Consider the following 13,471-nt stretch of genomic DNA (forward strand, 5'->3'; position numbering starts at 1 on the left):
GACGGGCCGCCGCCTCTCACGGCCGTCCGACGCTCGCAGAGTATCGAATGCTTATTCGAAAGTGCTCTTCCGGCCAGCAACACCCCTCGTTCGAGTGACCCCCCTCAGGGATTGATCGCCGTCGCCGAGGGGAGATCTTCAACGGGAGGCGGGCCGCTCGGGGAAAACGGTCCGAGGGGATTGACCCTGAGAGCTCGGGGCTCCGGGTCAGCACAGGGGAGGACAGGCCCCGGCGCCGCACGGCGCCGGGGCCCTCTCCGTCTCAGCAACACGCCCCTCCCCCTCTCCGGCCGGGACGACATCGCTGTCACACCACGGCCCAGAGACCTCACGTCATACGCCTCACGCGACAGCCTTGCACGCGCGGTGGCCGGACGCTGAGATTCGGCGCACCGCACCGGCGAGGACCGGTCAGCGCTTGGCGACGAACACGTGCGAGGCGGTCTCCGACTCCAGCTCCGCCGCCTCGCCGCCGCTGCCCACCAGCACGCCGCCGGCCGACTCGGTCACGCTCACCACCGACCCGGGCTGCACGCCCGCCCGGCGCAGCGTGTACATCAGCTGCGCGTCCGTCTGGATCGGCTCGCCGATCCGGCGCACGACGACCGTCTTGCCCTCCACGCCCGGGTCCAGGTCGGCGAGGGACACCATGCCCTCGTCCAGGAACGGGTCGGCGCCGTCCGTCTCGCCCAGCTCCTCCAGGCCCGGGATCGGGTTGCCGTACGGCGACTCGGTCGGGTGCCGCAGCAGCTCCAGCACGCGGCGCTCGACGGCCTCGCTCATCACGTGCTCCCAGCGGCAGGCCTCGGCGTGCACCTGCTCCCACTCCAGGCCGATCACGTCGACGAGCAGGCACTCCGCGAGCCGGTGCTTGCGCATCACCCGCGTGGCCAGCCGGCGGCCCTCGTCGGTCAGCTCCAGGTGCCGGTCGGCCGCCACGGACACCAGACCGTCGCGCTCCATCCGCGCCACCGTCTGGCTGACCGTCGGACCGCTCTGGTCGAGCCGCTCGGCGATCCGGGCGCGCATCGGGACCACACCTTCCTCCTCCAGCTCCAGAATGGTGCGGAGGTACATCTCCGTGGTGTCGATCAGTCCGGACATACGTGCCCCTTGATGAGATTGCCGGAGGCTACGGCCCACCGGCGCGTGCGCTGGCCCTGCACCCAATTCTGACGCATACCACCGACAACCGTGCCGCGCCGCGGAAACCGGGGCCCGCGCGGCCGTCCGGCGGTGTCGACGCCGTATTGACACCGCAGTGGTCCAGACCGCACGGTGATCCGCGACGCAGCCACACCGAAGGGGCCCCGCATGAGCGACCGCAAGCCGGCCGGCCAGTTCATCGACGCCGCGATCGATCTCCTGCGACGGATCCGCGACGAGGAGGCCGACTCCGTCGAGGCGGCCGGCACGCTGCTCGCCGACACGGTGCAGGACGGGGGCCGGCTCTTCGCCTTCGGCGCCGGCCACTCCTCCCTCGCCGCCCAGGACGTCGTCTACCGCGCCGGCGGCCTCGCCCTGATGAACCTGCTCTCCGTGCCCGGCGTCGTCGGCGTCGACGTCATGCCGGCCACGCTCGGCTCCGCGCTGGAGCGGGTGGACGGCCTCGCGAGCGCCGTACTGGACTCCTCGCCGATCCGCGCGGGCGACGCCCTGGTGATCATCTCCCTGTCCGGGCGCAACTCGCTGCCCGTGGAGATGGCCATGAACGCCCGCGCCCTGGGCGTGCGCGTCATCGGCGTGACCTCGGTGGCGTACGCCTCCGAGACCAAGTCGCGGCACGCCTCCGGCACCTTCCTCAAGGACCACTGCGACATCGTGCTGGACTCCAAGATCGCCGTCGGCGACGCGGAGCTCACGCTCGACACCGTCCCCGCGCCCTTCGCACCCGCCTCCACGGTCGTCACCAGCGCCCTGATGCAGGCCATGACGGCCACGGCGGCGGCCGCCCTCGCCGACCGCGGCATCGAACCGCCCCTGCTGCGCTCGGGCAACGTCGACGGCGGCCACGAGTGGAACGGGCGGGTACTGGACCAGTACGGGGACCGGATCTTCTACCGGCGCTGAGCGGACACCCGGCCAGGACCCCGGCCGCTACCGCCCCTCCACCGCCCCGGCCAGATCCAGCGCCGCCGCGATGCGCACCGCCACGTCCTCGGCGTACACCGCGTCCGAGCGCTCGAACGCGGTGCGCCCCGAGCCGCGCAGGAACGTCACGACGCCCAGCGTCCGGCCCCGGCTGCGCAGGACCGCGCACAGGCCGTGCACCGTGTCCGCCGGCCACTGCCGGGCCGTCGCCCACTCCCGCGCCCGTTCCGCCGGCACGGCCCGGACACCGGCACTGGCCCGCACCGAGCCCGCCCGCTCCACGCACTGCACCGCCGGGTGCCCCTCGCCGTAGCGCACCGGCATGCCGGACGTCCCCGCCGGCATGCTCGGCCCCGGCGCGCCGGACGGCGTCGCCGCGACCCGCATCAGCCGCACCGGCCCCGCCGCTTCCGGCTCCACCGCCTCGGACTCGCCCGCCCTAGGTCCCGCCCCGCCCACCACCCGGTCGATCAGGGCGTGGTCGGCGAACCCGGCGAGCGCGAAGTCCAGGTGGACGACCGCGGCCTCCGCGGGGTCCTCGCACTCCGCCGCCGCCCGCGCCGCGCGGTGCAGCTGGTTGGTGCGGAAGCGCAGCAGCGCCGCCTCCTGCTCGGCCTGCTTGCCCTCCGTGATGTCCTGGAACAGCCAGCCGACGCCCAACGGCACCGGCTCCTCCGCCAGCGGCGACGCCAGCCGCACGAACCCGCTGCGCCAGCACCGGCGCCGCTCGCCCTCCGGCGTGCGCACGCTCACCCACACCTCGGCGGGGCCGGGCGGCGCGCCCTCCGCCAGCACGTGCGTCAGCGCGCTCTCCAGCTCCTCCACGCCCTGCGCGAGCAGGTCACCGAGCGGCCGTCCCAGTACCGACGTACGCCCGGCCCCCAGGGCCCGCGCCGCGTGGGCGTTCACCACGGCCGGCCGCAGATCCACGTCCACCAGCACGACGCCCCAGCTCGCGTCCTCCAGCAGGGCCTCGCTCAGCGCGATGGAGCGCTCCAGGTCGATCTGCGCGTGCACCTCGCTGAACGCGCAGTACACCCCGGCGGGCCGGCCGTCGGGACCGCGCACGGCCGCGGACTGGGTGCGCACCAGCACCCGTCCGCCGTCCTTGGTCAGCAGCGCGAACTCGTGCACCTGCCGGCCCGGGGCGCGCATCGCGGACAGCAGCCGCTCCTCGACCTCCCCGGCGTCCGCCCGGCGCACGGCCCACCCGGCGAACCCCTGCCGCCCCACGGCCTCGGCGGCGCTCCAGCCCAGGATCCGCTCCGCCTCGCGGTTCCAATGGGTGACCACCCCGTCCGCGTCGAAGGCGCACAGGGCCGCGTCCATGCCGTCGAGCAGCGCGGCCAACAGGTCCGCGCCGTCCCGCTCGGGCTGTTCCGGCTCGTCCGGCCCCAGCTCGTCGGTGGTCCCACTACGCCGGGAAGCACTCACCTGGACCCCCTGCAGGCTGCGTCACTGGCCTTCATTCAACTCGAACGTGATGCAGCACACACCGAGTTCCCGCAAGATTGCGGAAATCGTTGTACTGCGGAAACCCGGCATACGCCCCCGTCATGACGGGTGCGCGGCGAGTCTCAGATCGACCCACTCGTCGCTCTCGCCATCCAACACGTACCGCTCCCGTTCCACGAACCCACGCCCCTCGGCGAACCGCAAACCGTCACCGCCTGCCGCCAGCACCACGGTCTCCACCGCCTCGGCGCCGAGCGCGGCCGCCTCCGCCATGCCCGCCTCGTAGAGCGCCGTGCCGATCCCGCGCCCCCGGAACGCGGGCAGCACCCGGGCGATCACGGTCGCCACCCGCTCCTCGCCCTCGGGCGGCCGCACCGTGGAACACCCGACGAGCACGTCCCCGAGGTACGCGTTGGCCAGCCGGTACCGCCCGGCCCGCTCCCACGCCTCGTCCGGGCTCAACGCGGCGGGCGGCACCACCTCGTTGTGGACGTGCCGCCACTCCTCCACCATGGCGTCCCCGGCCACGGGCTCGACGCGCAGCCCGGCGTCCGGACCGACCGGCCCGCGCCGCGCGTCCACCTCGATCTCGATCCGCATCCGCTCGTCCGCGAGCCCGCACACCATCATGGTCGCGGCCGGCCGCACCTCGCCGAACGCCCGCCGCAGCACCGGCCAGCACGGCTCGAAGTCCTCCCGCGCGGGCAGCAGGTACCGCACCCGCACGACGTCCGCGAACGTGCACCCCGCGTCGGCCAACGCCGCCCCGATGTTCCGCAGGCACTGCCCGGCCTGCTCCACCACGTCGTCGGAGATGGTCGTCGACGCGTAGTCGAACCCGGTCGTCCCCGACACGTGCACCCGGTCGCCGTCGACGACGGCCCGGGCGTACCCGATGCGCTCCTCGAACGTCGACCCGCTGACTGTCGCCCGCCTGACCGGCGGTCCCCCTCGGTGCCTCGTCATGGGCGGAACGGTAACCCGGAAAAAGGCGTTGATGAGCGGGCGGCCACTTCCTATGGTGGGGAGCACACGGAAGGGAGGTGGTTCGGCAGATGTATGACTACCGGACGCGTGAGGTGACTGCGGGCTAGCGGCCCGCCGCCACACCCAGTGCGGTGCCGGACCAGTGCGCGACAGACGCGCGCAGCCGGCCCAATCCCAAGCAGTCACCCGACCCGCGAGTCGCCGGTACGTCCGGCCGGCTCCTCCACCGGAGGAACCAGACTCGCGGGTCGTCTGCGTGTACGGCCCGTTGCGTCAGCCCGCGATGTCCGCGTGGCCCTCGATAGCGCGCGGGTCGCGGGGGCCCGGGCCGACGTAGCGGGCCGAGGGGCGGACCAGGCGGCCGGTGCGCTTCTGTTCCAGGATGTGCGCGGACCAGCCGGCCGTACGGGCGCAGGTGAACATCGACGTGAACATGTGGGCCGGGACCTCGGCGAAGTCCAGCATGATCGCGGCCCAGAACTCGACGTTGGTGGCCAGGACGCGGTCGGGGCGGCGGGCGTGGAGTTCGGCGAGGGCCGCCTTCTCCAGGGCCTCGGCGACCTCGTAGCGCGGGGCGCCCAGTTCGCGGGCGGTGCGGCGCAGGACGCGGGCGCGGGGGTCCTCGGCGCGGTAGACGCGGTGGCCGAAGCCCATGAGGCGCTCGCCCGCGTCGAGGGTCTTCTTGACGTAGGCCTCGGCGTCCCCGGTGCGTTCGATCTCCTCGATCATGTGCAGGACGCGGGAGGGCGCGCCGCCGTGCAGCGGGCCGGACATGGCGCCGACGGCGCCGGAGAGGGCGGCGGCCACGTCGGCGCCGGTGGAGGCGATGACGCGGGCGGTGAAGGTGGAGGCGTTCATGCCGTGCTCGGCGGCGGAGGTCCAGTAGGCGTCGACGGCGGCGACGTGCTTGGGGTCGGGCTCGCCGCGCCAGCGGATCATGAAGCGTTCGACGACGGACTGGGCCTTGTCGATCTCGCGCTGCGGGACCATGGGCAGGCCCTGGCCGCGGGCGGACTGGGCGACGTAGGACAGGGCCATGACGGCGGCGCGGGCGAGGTCGGCGCGGGCCTGCTCGGCGTCGATGTCGAGGAGGGGTTTGAGGCCCCAGACGGGGGCGAGCATGGCGAGCGCGGACTGCACGTCGACGCGGATGTCGCCGGAGTGGACGGGGATCGGGAAGGGTTCGGCCGGGGGCAGGCCGGGGTTGAAGGCGCCGTCGACGAGCAGGCCCCAGACGTTCCCGAAGGAGACGTGCCCGACCAGGTCCTCGATGTCGACGCCGCGGTAGCGGAGGGCGCCGCCCTCCTTGTCGGGTTCGGCGATCTCCGTCTCGAACGCGACGACTCCTTCGAGCCCGGGTACGAAGTCGGACATCAGGCGGCTCCTCGTGATCGTGTGTGTGGCGACCGGCCGTCTCGGAACACCGGGTGACCGGGTCCTGTGGGATCCACGGTCGGTCGACGACTCGCGGTCCTGGTCTTCGGTCATCCCTGTGATGCCCCGTTCGGCCCCGGGTCATCCAACCGGGACGGGATCAGCACGATATCTCCGAGTGCCACCTTTGGGGAGAGGTCGCGGCACTGAGTGCCACTTCGTGACGAAGGACGCAGTGGGGAGCGCGGTGGATGCGGCAGGATGGCCGCTGTGACCGACCGCGATGCCGTCCCCTTCGATCTCGCCTCGATGCGCAAGCAGTACCGGGCCGAAGGGCTCTCCGAGTCCGAGCTGGCCGCCACGCCCCTGGAGCAGTTCGCGCGCTGGTTCAAGCAGGCCGCGACGGAGGGCGGGCTGTTCGAGCCGAACGCCATGGTCGTCTCCACGGCGGACGCCGAGGGCCGGCCCAGCTCCCGCACGGTGCTGCTGAAGCACTTCGACGAGCGGGGCTTCGTCTTCTACACCAACTACGAGTCGCGCAAGGGCCGTGAGCTGAGCGGGAACCCGCACGTGTCGCTGCTGTTCCCGTGGCATCCGATGGCCCGGCAGGTGATCGTGACGGGGACGGCCCTCAGGACCGGGCGGGACGAGACCGCCGGGTACTTCCGGACCCGGCCGCACGGCTCCCAGCTGGGTGCCTGGGCGAGCGCCCAGTCGTCGGTGGTGGCGGACCGGGACGCCCTGGACGCCGCTTACGCCGGGCTGGCGGCGCGCTATCCGGAGGGCGAGCAGGTGCCGGTGCCGCCGCACTGGGGCGGGTTCCGGGTGGTGCCGGACGCGGTGGAGTTCTGGCAGGGGCGGGAGAACCGGCTGCACGACCGGTTGCGGTACGTGGCGGGGCCGGACGGGGAGTGGCGGGTGGAACGGCTCGCTCCGTGAGGCCGCCCTCCCCCGGCCCCTCCTAGTACCTCCCCCACACGTACGCGGTGCGGTGGCCGTCGAGGAGCGCGGTCAGGCGGGCGCGGAAGTCGTCGGTGAGGTCGGGCCAGTTCCAGAACTCGAAGCCGAGGTGGCCGAGGGCGACGGGTGCCTCGTCCCAGGTCCAGTCCTGGACGGGGACGGCCGTGGCGCAGGCGGGGCAGTCGACGGTCGCGGCGCCCGTGTCGTACCAGGTCCGCATGGCGGTGCTGAACCGCTGCCACGCCGCGTCGTCGCCCGGGTCGTCCAGTGGGGTGGGTGCCGCGCAGTGCGGGCAGAGGGCCGCGCCGGGCAGGTCCGCGCCGCTGGTGAACCCGGTGCGCCGGGTGTGGACGGCGAGTCCGTCCGTGGGTGCGAGGTCCCAGTCGGCGGTGACCGCCAGCTCCCAGTGCGGGCCGGGCGGGTGCCCGAGGGGCCGGCCGGGTACGCACCGGGTGCGTTCGGCGAGGACGACGCCCTCGCCGACCAGCCACTCCACCGCCCGGCCGGCCAGCCGCCCCGCGTCGGCCCCGCCCGCGTCGAGGTCGACGATCACCTGGAACCGGTCACCCATGGCGGCGGCCCGGCGTCCCGTCCAGTACGCCGTCCAGCAGCCGCGCCCACTCCTCCACGACCCGTTCCCGGCGGGCCGTGTCGTCGGTGAGGAGGTTGGCGAGGCCGAGGCCGCGGGCCATGTCCAGGAGGCCCTGGACGGTTTCACGGGCGCCGGGGCGGGTCTCGTCGGCGCCGAGGAGGTCGACGGCGATGCGGTGGGTCTCACGGCCGACGCGGGCCTCGAGTTCGGTCACCCGGCCGCGCAGCTGCTCCTCGTTGGAGGCGGCCACCCACAGGTGGAGGGCGGCCCGGAAGAGGGGGCCGGTGTAGAGGTCGACGAGCGCGGCGACGACGGCGTGCCGGTCGCCGGGGCCGGCGCCCTCGGGGAAGAGGGCGCGCAGCGCTACGGAGCGTTCCTCCGCGACGTACTCGACGGCGGCGGTGAAGAGGTCCTCGCGGGTCGGGAAGTGGTGCTGGGCGGCGCCCCGGGAGACGCCGGCGCGTTCGGCGACGACGGAGACCGTGGAGCCGGCCCAGCCGTGTTCGGCGAGGCAGGCCACGGCGGCTTCCAGGAGCCGCTGCCGGGTGGCCCGGCTGCGGTCCTGCTTGGGGACGCGTTCCGCGCGGTCGGCCGCGTGCACGGCGCCGCTCACACCACCCATTGTGGATCCCGTCGTTCGAGGAAGGCCGTCATCCCCTCGCGGGCCTGCGGGGAGGCGAACAGCCGGGCCGAGAGTGCGGTCAGGCGGTCCGCGTCCCGGTCGAAGGCCTCCAGCACCCTAGCCGTGAGCAGCCGTTTCGTCTCGGCCAGGCCCTGCGGTGAGGCGCGGCGCACACCGTCGAGGACGGGTGCGAGTACGGCGTCCACGTCGCCGCCCGCCGCCGTGACCAGGCCGGTCACGGCGGCCTCGGCGGCGTCGAAGCGTTCGCCGGTGAGGTAGTGGCGGGCGAGGGCGCGGGGGTCGGCGCGGGACAGGAGCGTGAGGGAGATGACGGCGGGGGCGACGCCGATGCGGACCTCGGTGAAGGCGAACGTCGACGCGGTGGAGGCGGCCGCGATGTCGCAGGCGCCGAGCAGGCCGAGGCCGCCCGCGCGGACGTGACCGTCGACGCGGGCGACGACGGGCTTGGGAAGTTCGACGATCCCCCTCAGCAGTGCGACCAGGGCGTCCGGGTCGGGCGGGTCGCGCAGGTCGGCGCCGGCGCTGAAGGTGTTGCCGGCGTGGGTGAGCAGGACGGCGCGGACGTCGGTGTCCTCGCCTGCGGCGGTGAGGGCGTCGGTGAGTTCGGTGACGAGGGCGGCGGACAGGGCGTTGCGGTTGTGCGGGGAGTCGAGGGTGAGGGTCTCGACGCCCCGCTCCCGGGCGCGGGCGACGAGGCTCATGCGCGGCCCCGCAGTTCCCGGCGGAGGATCTTGCCGCTGGCCGCCCGGGGCACGTCGTCGACGAAGGTGACCGCGCGGACGCGTTTGTAGGGGGCGACGCGCTCGGCGACGTACGTCATGATCTCCGCCTCGGTCGGAGCGGGTGCGGTGGTCCTGCGCACCACGTGGGCGTGCGGGACCTCGTTGCCGTCGTCGTTGCGGGTGCCGATGACGGCGGCGTCGGCGATGCCGGGGTGGGTGAGCAGGAGGGCTTCGAGTTCGGCGGGGGCGACCTGGAAGCCCTTGTACTTGATCAGTTCCTTGACGCGGTCGACGACGAAGAGCCAGCCGTCACCGTCCACGTGCCCGACGTCCCCGGTGTGCAGCCATCCCTCCTCGTCGATCATGGCGGCGGTGGCGTCGGGGCGGCCGAGGTAGCCCTTCATGACCTGGGGTCCGCGGATGAGGATCTCGCCGGACTCGCCGGCGGGGAGGTCCTTGCCGGGGTCGTCGAGGGAGACGACGCGCATCTCGGTCCCCGCGATGAGCTTGCCGACGGTTCCGGGCGGGGCGGCGTGCATGGCGTCGAGGGGGACGACGTGGGTGCCCGGGGACAGTTCGGTCATGCCGTAGGCCTGGCCGACGGGCGGCAGGCCGAGCCGGCGCGAACAGGCGGCGGCGAGGTTCGCGTCCAGGGGGGCGGCGGCGCTGATGACGTACTTCAGGGAGGAGAGGTCGTAGTCGGCTACCAGAGGGTGCTTGGCGAGGGCGAGCACGATCGGCGGGGCGACGTACAGGCCGGTGATGCGGTGGTTCTGGATGGCCGCGAGGAACTGCTCCAGGTCGAAGCGGGGCAGCACGACGACGGTGGCGCCGAGCCGCAGCGGCGCGTTCACGAGGGCCGTCAAACCGTAGATGTGAAAGAAGGGGAGCACCGCGAGGACCCGTTCGCCCGGGGCGGCCGGGATCGCCGGTTCGAGCTGGGCGAGGTTGGTGGCGATCTGCCGGTGGGTGAGCATCACGCCCTTGGGGGTGCCGGTGGTGCCGGAGGAGTACGGCAGTACGGCGACGTCCTCGGCGGGGTCGATGCCGACGGACGGTTCGGGCGCGGTGGAGGCCAGCATGTCGACGAGCGAGCGGTGGCCGGGCGCGCTGTCGCAGACGAGGATCTCCTGGACGCCGCCCGCGAGTCCGGCGGCCCGGCGGGCGGTGTCCAGCAGGGGTGAGACGGTGACGATCCAGCGGGCCGCGCAGTCCTTCAGCTGCTTGGCGAACTCCTCGGCCGTGGCGAGCGGGTGCACGGTGGTGACCGAGGCACCGGCGCGGGTGGCGGCGTAGAAGGCGAGCGGGAAGGCGACCGTGTTGGGGCTGTGCAGGGCGAGTACGTCGCCCTTGCGCACGCCGGCCTCGGCGAGGGCGGCGGCGACGCGCCGGTGGAACCGGTCCACCTGTTCGTAGGTGAGGGTGGTGCCGTCGGTGCCGTCGATCAGCGCCGGGCCGTCGCCGTACCCGGCGGCCCGGCCGAGCACGGCGTCGTGGATGGGCAGGTCGACGGGCGGGACGTCTGCGTACTCACTGCGGAACACGGTTCCTCCAACAGGTCCAGAACGCGGTCTAGTACGACTTGGGCAGGCCCAGGGTCTGGTGGGAGACGTAGTTGAGGATCATCTCCCTGCTCACGGGGGCGATGCGGGCCACGCGGGAGGCCGTTATCAGCTGGGCGAGCCCGAACTCGCAGGTGAGGCCGTTGCCGCCGAGGGTGTGCACGGCCTGGTCGACGGCCTTCACGCAGGCCTCTCCGGCGGCGTACTTGGCCATGTTGGCGGCCTCGCCGGCGCCCATGTCGTCACCGGCGTCGTAGAGGTGGGCGGCCTTCTGCGTCATCAGGCGGGCCAGTTCGAGGTCGATGTGGGCCTGGGCGAGGGGGTGGGCGATGGCCTGGTGGGCGCCGATGGGGGTCTTCCAGACGGTGCGCTCACGGGCGTACTCCAGGGCGCGGGAGAGCGCGTAGCGGCCCATGCCGATGCCGAACGCCGCCGTCATGATGCGCTCGGGGTTGAGCCCGGCGAAGAGCTGGAGGAGACCGGCGTCCTCGTCGCCGACGAGCGCGTCGGCGGGCAGCCGGACCTCGTCGAGGGTCAGCTCGAACTGCTTCTCGGCGGCGTTGAGTTCCATGTCGATGGGGCGGCGCTCGAAGCCGGGGGTGTCGCGGTCCACGATGAACAGGCAGGGCTTGAGCTTGCCGGTGCGGGCGTCCTCGGTGCGGCCGACGATCAGGGTGGCGTCGGCGATGTCGACGCCGGAGACGAAGACCTTGCGGCCGGTCAGGAGCCAGTCGCCGGTGGCGGCGTCGCGGCGTGCGGTGGTGGTGATGCGGTGGCTGTTGGAGCCGGCGTCGGGTTCGGTGATGCCGAAGGCCATGAGGCGGGTGCCGTCGGCGAGTGGCGGGAGCCACACGCGCTTCTGTTCCTCGGTTCCGAAGCGGGAGATGACGGTGCCGCAGATCGCCGGGGAGACGATCATCATGAGCAGGGGGTTGCCGGAGGCGCCCATCTCTTCGAGGACGAGGGAGAGTTCGGTGATGCCGCCGCCCCCTCCGCCGTACGCCTCCGGCAGGTTGACGCCTATGTAGCCGAGCTTGGCCGCGGCCTGCCAGAAGTGTTTGTTGTCGGTGCCGAGGGTGCGGGGGTGGTTCCTGGCGAAGGTGGACACCGCTTCGCGGAGGGACTTGTGCTCTTCGGATTCGATGAGGGTGGTCACTGTGCTCCTTCGGGTGCGGGTTTCGTCGTGGCCGGTCGCGCCCACGCGGCGGAGCCGCATACTCGAGGCGGCCCCGGGGCCCCTAGGTGGCCTGCACCACCGCCAGCACAGAGCCCACCGTGACCTGCTGACCGGGTACGGCCTTCAGGTCGGTGAGCGTGCCGGTGGCCGGGGCGGTGATCTTGTGTTCCATCTTCATCGCCTCCAGCCAGAGCAGGGGTTGGCCCGCCTCCACGGCAGCCCCCTCCGTCAGGCCCTCCGCGACGCGGACGACCGTGCCGGGCATGGGGGCCAGGAGGGAGCCCGGGGCGTGCTGGGCGGTGGGGTCGGGAAAGCGGGGCAGGGCGGTGAGGCGGGTGGCGCCCACGTGGATCCGGTCGCCGTAGCGGGCGACCTCGTAGCGGCGCCGTACGCCGTCGGATTCGAGGACGACGAGGTGGGCGTCGGCGTGGACGACGCGTACGCCGTCGGCGGTGAGACCGGTGCGGGTGTGGCGGTAGCGGGCCTCGTGTTCCTCGCCGGCCATGGTGTACCGCTTGACCTGCGGCTGTGACGGGACGTTCCGCCAGCCGCCGAACCGGGAGCGGCCGTGGGCGTCGGCCAGGGCGGCGGCGAGCGGGGCGAGGGGGTCCGGCGCCGGTGAGGTCAGGCCGGCCAGGTGGCGGTCGTAGAAGCCGGTGTCCATGCGGGCGGACGTGAACTCCTCGTGCCGCAGCGAGCGGACGAGCAGGTCCCGGTTGGTGGCCGGGCCGTGGATCGCCGCCCGTTCCAGGGCACCGGCGAGGCGGCGGACGGCCTCCGCGCGGGTGGGCGCGTGGGCGACGGCCTTGGCCAGCATCGGGTCGTAGTGGACGCCGATGTCGTCGCCGTCGGTGTAGCCGGTGTCGAGGCGGACGCCGTCGGGGACGGCGAGGCGGTGCAGGCGGCCGGTCTGCGGGGCCCAGGCGTTCGCCGGGTCCTCGGCGTACAGGCGGGCCTCCACGGCGTGACCGCGAGCGGGCGGGGGGTCGGTCTCCAGGGCGTGGCCCTCGGCGATCCGGAGCTGGAGGGCGACGAGGTCGACGCCGAAGACCGCCTCCGTGACCGGGTGTTCGACCTGGAGGCGGGTGTTCATCTCCAGGAAGTGCGCCCGCTCGCCGGCGTCGACCAGGAACTCGGCCGTCCCGGCGCCGACGTAGTCCACCGCGCGGGCGGCGCGGACCGCCTGCTCGTACAGCTCCTGAGTGAGTGCCGCGCTCAGTCCCGGTGCCGGGGCCTCCTCGATCACCTTCTGGTGGCGGCGCTGGAGGGAGCAGTCGCGGGTGCCGAGCGCCCACACCGTGCCGTGGGCGTCCGCGAGGACCTGCACCTCGACGTGGCGGCCGCCCTCCACGTACGGCTCGACGAACACCTCGCCGTCGCCGAACGCGCTCACGGCCTCCGCGCGGGCGGCGGTCAGTTCGGCGTCGAGGTCGGCGAGGCGCCGTACGACGCGCATGCCGCGCCCGCCGCCACCGGCCGCCGCCTTCACCAGCACCGGCAGGTCCGCCTCGGTGACGGCGGCGAGGGGCGCGATGCCCAGCAGTTCCTTGGCGCGGGTCTTGGACGCCATCGCCTCGATCGCCTCCGGCGGCGGCCCGATCCACACCAGCCCGGCGTCCCGTACGGCGCGCGCGAAGTCGGCGTTCTCGGAGAGGAAGCCGTAGCCGGGGTGGACGGCGTCCGCGCCGGCGGCGATCGCGGCCTTCACGATCAGGTCGCCGCGCAGATAGGTGTCGGCGGAGGCGGTGCCCGGCAGCCGTACGGCCGCGTCGGCCACGCGCGCGTGGAGGGCGTTCTCGTCGGCGTCCGAGTGCACGGCGACGGTCCGGATGCCCGACTCGCGGCAGGTGCGGAAGACGCGGCAGGCGATCTCGCCGCGGTTGGCGACGAGGACGGAAGTAATCACGT

General features: G+C 73.5%; 12 protein-coding genes. 2 read left to right on the forward strand and 10 right to left on the reverse strand.

What is annotated here, in order from left to right:
* Positions 1–411: 411 nt before the first annotated feature.
* Complete coding sequence (locus ACFW47_RS13115) at positions 412–1,104, reverse strand: metal-dependent transcriptional regulator (protein ID WP_100046119.1); 693 nt, start codon at positions 1,102–1,104, stop codon at positions 412–414.
* Between the two features lie 210 nt (positions 1,105–1,314).
* Here ACFW47_RS13115 and ACFW47_RS13120 point away from each other — a divergent pair, with 210 nt between their 5' ends.
* A complete protein-coding gene (locus tag ACFW47_RS13120) occupies positions 1,315–2,070 on the forward strand; it encodes an SIS domain-containing protein (RefSeq protein WP_386280818.1) in 756 nt (251 codons plus the stop codon).
* Between the two features lie 27 nt (positions 2,071–2,097).
* On the opposite strand, the gene ACFW47_RS13125 is transcribed toward ACFW47_RS13120, so the two are convergent.
* From ACFW47_RS13125 to ACFW47_RS13135, 3 genes are all read right to left on the reverse strand, one after another.
* Entirely contained in the window at positions 2,098–3,525 is a 1,428-nt protein-coding gene (locus ACFW47_RS13125) for a PAS domain-containing protein (RefSeq protein WP_386280815.1), read from the reverse strand.
* Between the two features lie 120 nt (positions 3,526–3,645).
* Positions 3,646–4,512, reverse strand: a complete 867-nt coding sequence (locus ACFW47_RS13130; RefSeq protein WP_386305825.1) for a GNAT family N-acetyltransferase — start codon at positions 4,510–4,512, stop codon at positions 3,646–3,648.
* 294 nt (positions 4,513–4,806) lie between these two features.
* The gene (locus ACFW47_RS13135; protein WP_217246256.1) at positions 4,807–5,907 is read right to left on the reverse strand and encodes a citrate synthase 2; all 1,101 of its coding nucleotides are present in this window, start codon (positions 5,905–5,907) and stop codon (positions 4,807–4,809) included.
* A 261-nt stretch (positions 5,908–6,168) separates the two neighbouring features.
* Between ACFW47_RS13135 and pdxH the strand changes: the two genes are divergently transcribed.
* Complete coding sequence (gene pdxH / locus ACFW47_RS13140) at positions 6,169–6,846, forward strand: pyridoxamine 5'-phosphate oxidase (RefSeq protein ID WP_386280807.1); 678 nt, start codon at positions 6,169–6,171, stop codon at positions 6,844–6,846.
* A gap of 22 nt (positions 6,847–6,868) precedes the next feature.
* Here the strand turns inward: pdxH and ACFW47_RS13145 are convergent, their stop codons facing one another.
* The 6 genes from ACFW47_RS13145 to ACFW47_RS13170 all read right to left on the reverse strand — a co-directional run bounded on the left by ACFW47_RS13145 (position 6,869) and on the right by ACFW47_RS13170 (position 13,469).
* On the reverse strand, positions 6,869–7,438 hold the full coding sequence (locus ACFW47_RS13145; protein WP_386305827.1) for a hypothetical protein: 570 nt from the start codon (positions 7,436–7,438) through the stop codon (positions 6,869–6,871).
* The gene (locus tag ACFW47_RS13150; RefSeq protein WP_386280802.1) at positions 7,431–8,081 is read right to left on the reverse strand and encodes a TetR/AcrR family transcriptional regulator; all 651 of its coding nucleotides are present in this window, start codon (positions 8,079–8,081) and stop codon (positions 7,431–7,433) included. Before ACFW47_RS13150 ends, ACFW47_RS13145 begins: the two co-directional genes overlap by 8 nt.
* Positions 8,069–8,803, reverse strand: coding sequence for an enoyl-CoA hydratase family protein (locus ACFW47_RS13155; protein ID WP_386280799.1), 735 nt, complete (start codon positions 8,801–8,803; stop codon positions 8,069–8,071). The genes ACFW47_RS13150 and ACFW47_RS13155 overlap by 13 nt, the downstream gene beginning before the upstream one ends.
* The gene (locus tag ACFW47_RS13160; RefSeq protein WP_386305829.1) at positions 8,800–10,368 is read right to left on the reverse strand and encodes a 4-coumarate--CoA ligase family protein; all 1,569 of its coding nucleotides are present in this window, start codon (positions 10,366–10,368) and stop codon (positions 8,800–8,802) included. Before ACFW47_RS13160 ends, ACFW47_RS13155 begins: the two co-directional genes overlap by 4 nt.
* Positions 10,369–10,396: 28 nt before the next feature.
* A complete protein-coding gene (locus tag ACFW47_RS13165) occupies positions 10,397–11,542 on the reverse strand; it encodes an acyl-CoA dehydrogenase family protein (RefSeq protein WP_386305830.1) in 1,146 nt (381 codons plus the stop codon).
* 82 nt (positions 11,543–11,624) lie between these two features.
* Positions 11,625–13,469 (reverse strand): biotin carboxylase N-terminal domain-containing protein, encoded by a 1,845-nt coding sequence (locus tag ACFW47_RS13170; protein WP_386280792.1) that lies wholly within the window; start codon positions 13,467–13,469, stop codon positions 11,625–11,627.
* Positions 13,470–13,471: the final 2 nt, after the last annotated feature.

The sequence above is a fragment of the Streptomyces sp. NPDC058796 genome (genome assembly GCF_042745235.1).
Classification (GTDB): domain Bacteria; phylum Actinomycetota; class Actinomycetes; order Streptomycetales; family Streptomycetaceae; genus Streptomyces.

Excerpts from the sequence above, each read along its gene's own strand:
- ACFW47_RS13115 (WP_100046119.1), bottom strand. The coding sequence starts at position 1,104 with ATGTCCGGACTGATCGACACCACGGAGATGTACCTCCGCACCATTCTG.
- ACFW47_RS13120 (WP_386280818.1), top strand. The coding sequence starts at position 1,315 with ATGAGCGACCGCAAGCCGGCCGGCCAGTTCATCGACGCCGCGATCGAT.
- ACFW47_RS13130 (WP_386305825.1), bottom strand. The coding sequence starts at position 4,512 with ATGACGAGGCACCGAGGGGGACCGCCGGTCAGGCGGGCGACAGTCAGC.
- ACFW47_RS13135 (WP_217246256.1), bottom strand. The coding sequence starts at position 5,907 with ATGTCCGACTTCGTACCCGGGCTCGAAGGAGTCGTCGCGTTCGAGACG.
- pdxH (WP_386280807.1), top strand. The coding sequence starts at position 6,169 with ATGGCCGCTGTGACCGACCGCGATGCCGTCCCCTTCGATCTCGCCTCG.
- ACFW47_RS13145 (WP_386305827.1), bottom strand. The coding sequence starts at position 7,438 with ATGGGTGACCGGTTCCAGGTGATCGTCGACCTCGACGCGGGCGGGGCC.
- ACFW47_RS13150 (WP_386280802.1), bottom strand. The coding sequence starts at position 8,081 with ATGGGTGGTGTGAGCGGCGCCGTGCACGCGGCCGACCGCGCGGAACGC.
- ACFW47_RS13155 (WP_386280799.1), bottom strand. The coding sequence starts at position 8,803 with ATGAGCCTCGTCGCCCGCGCCCGGGAGCGGGGCGTCGAGACCCTCACC.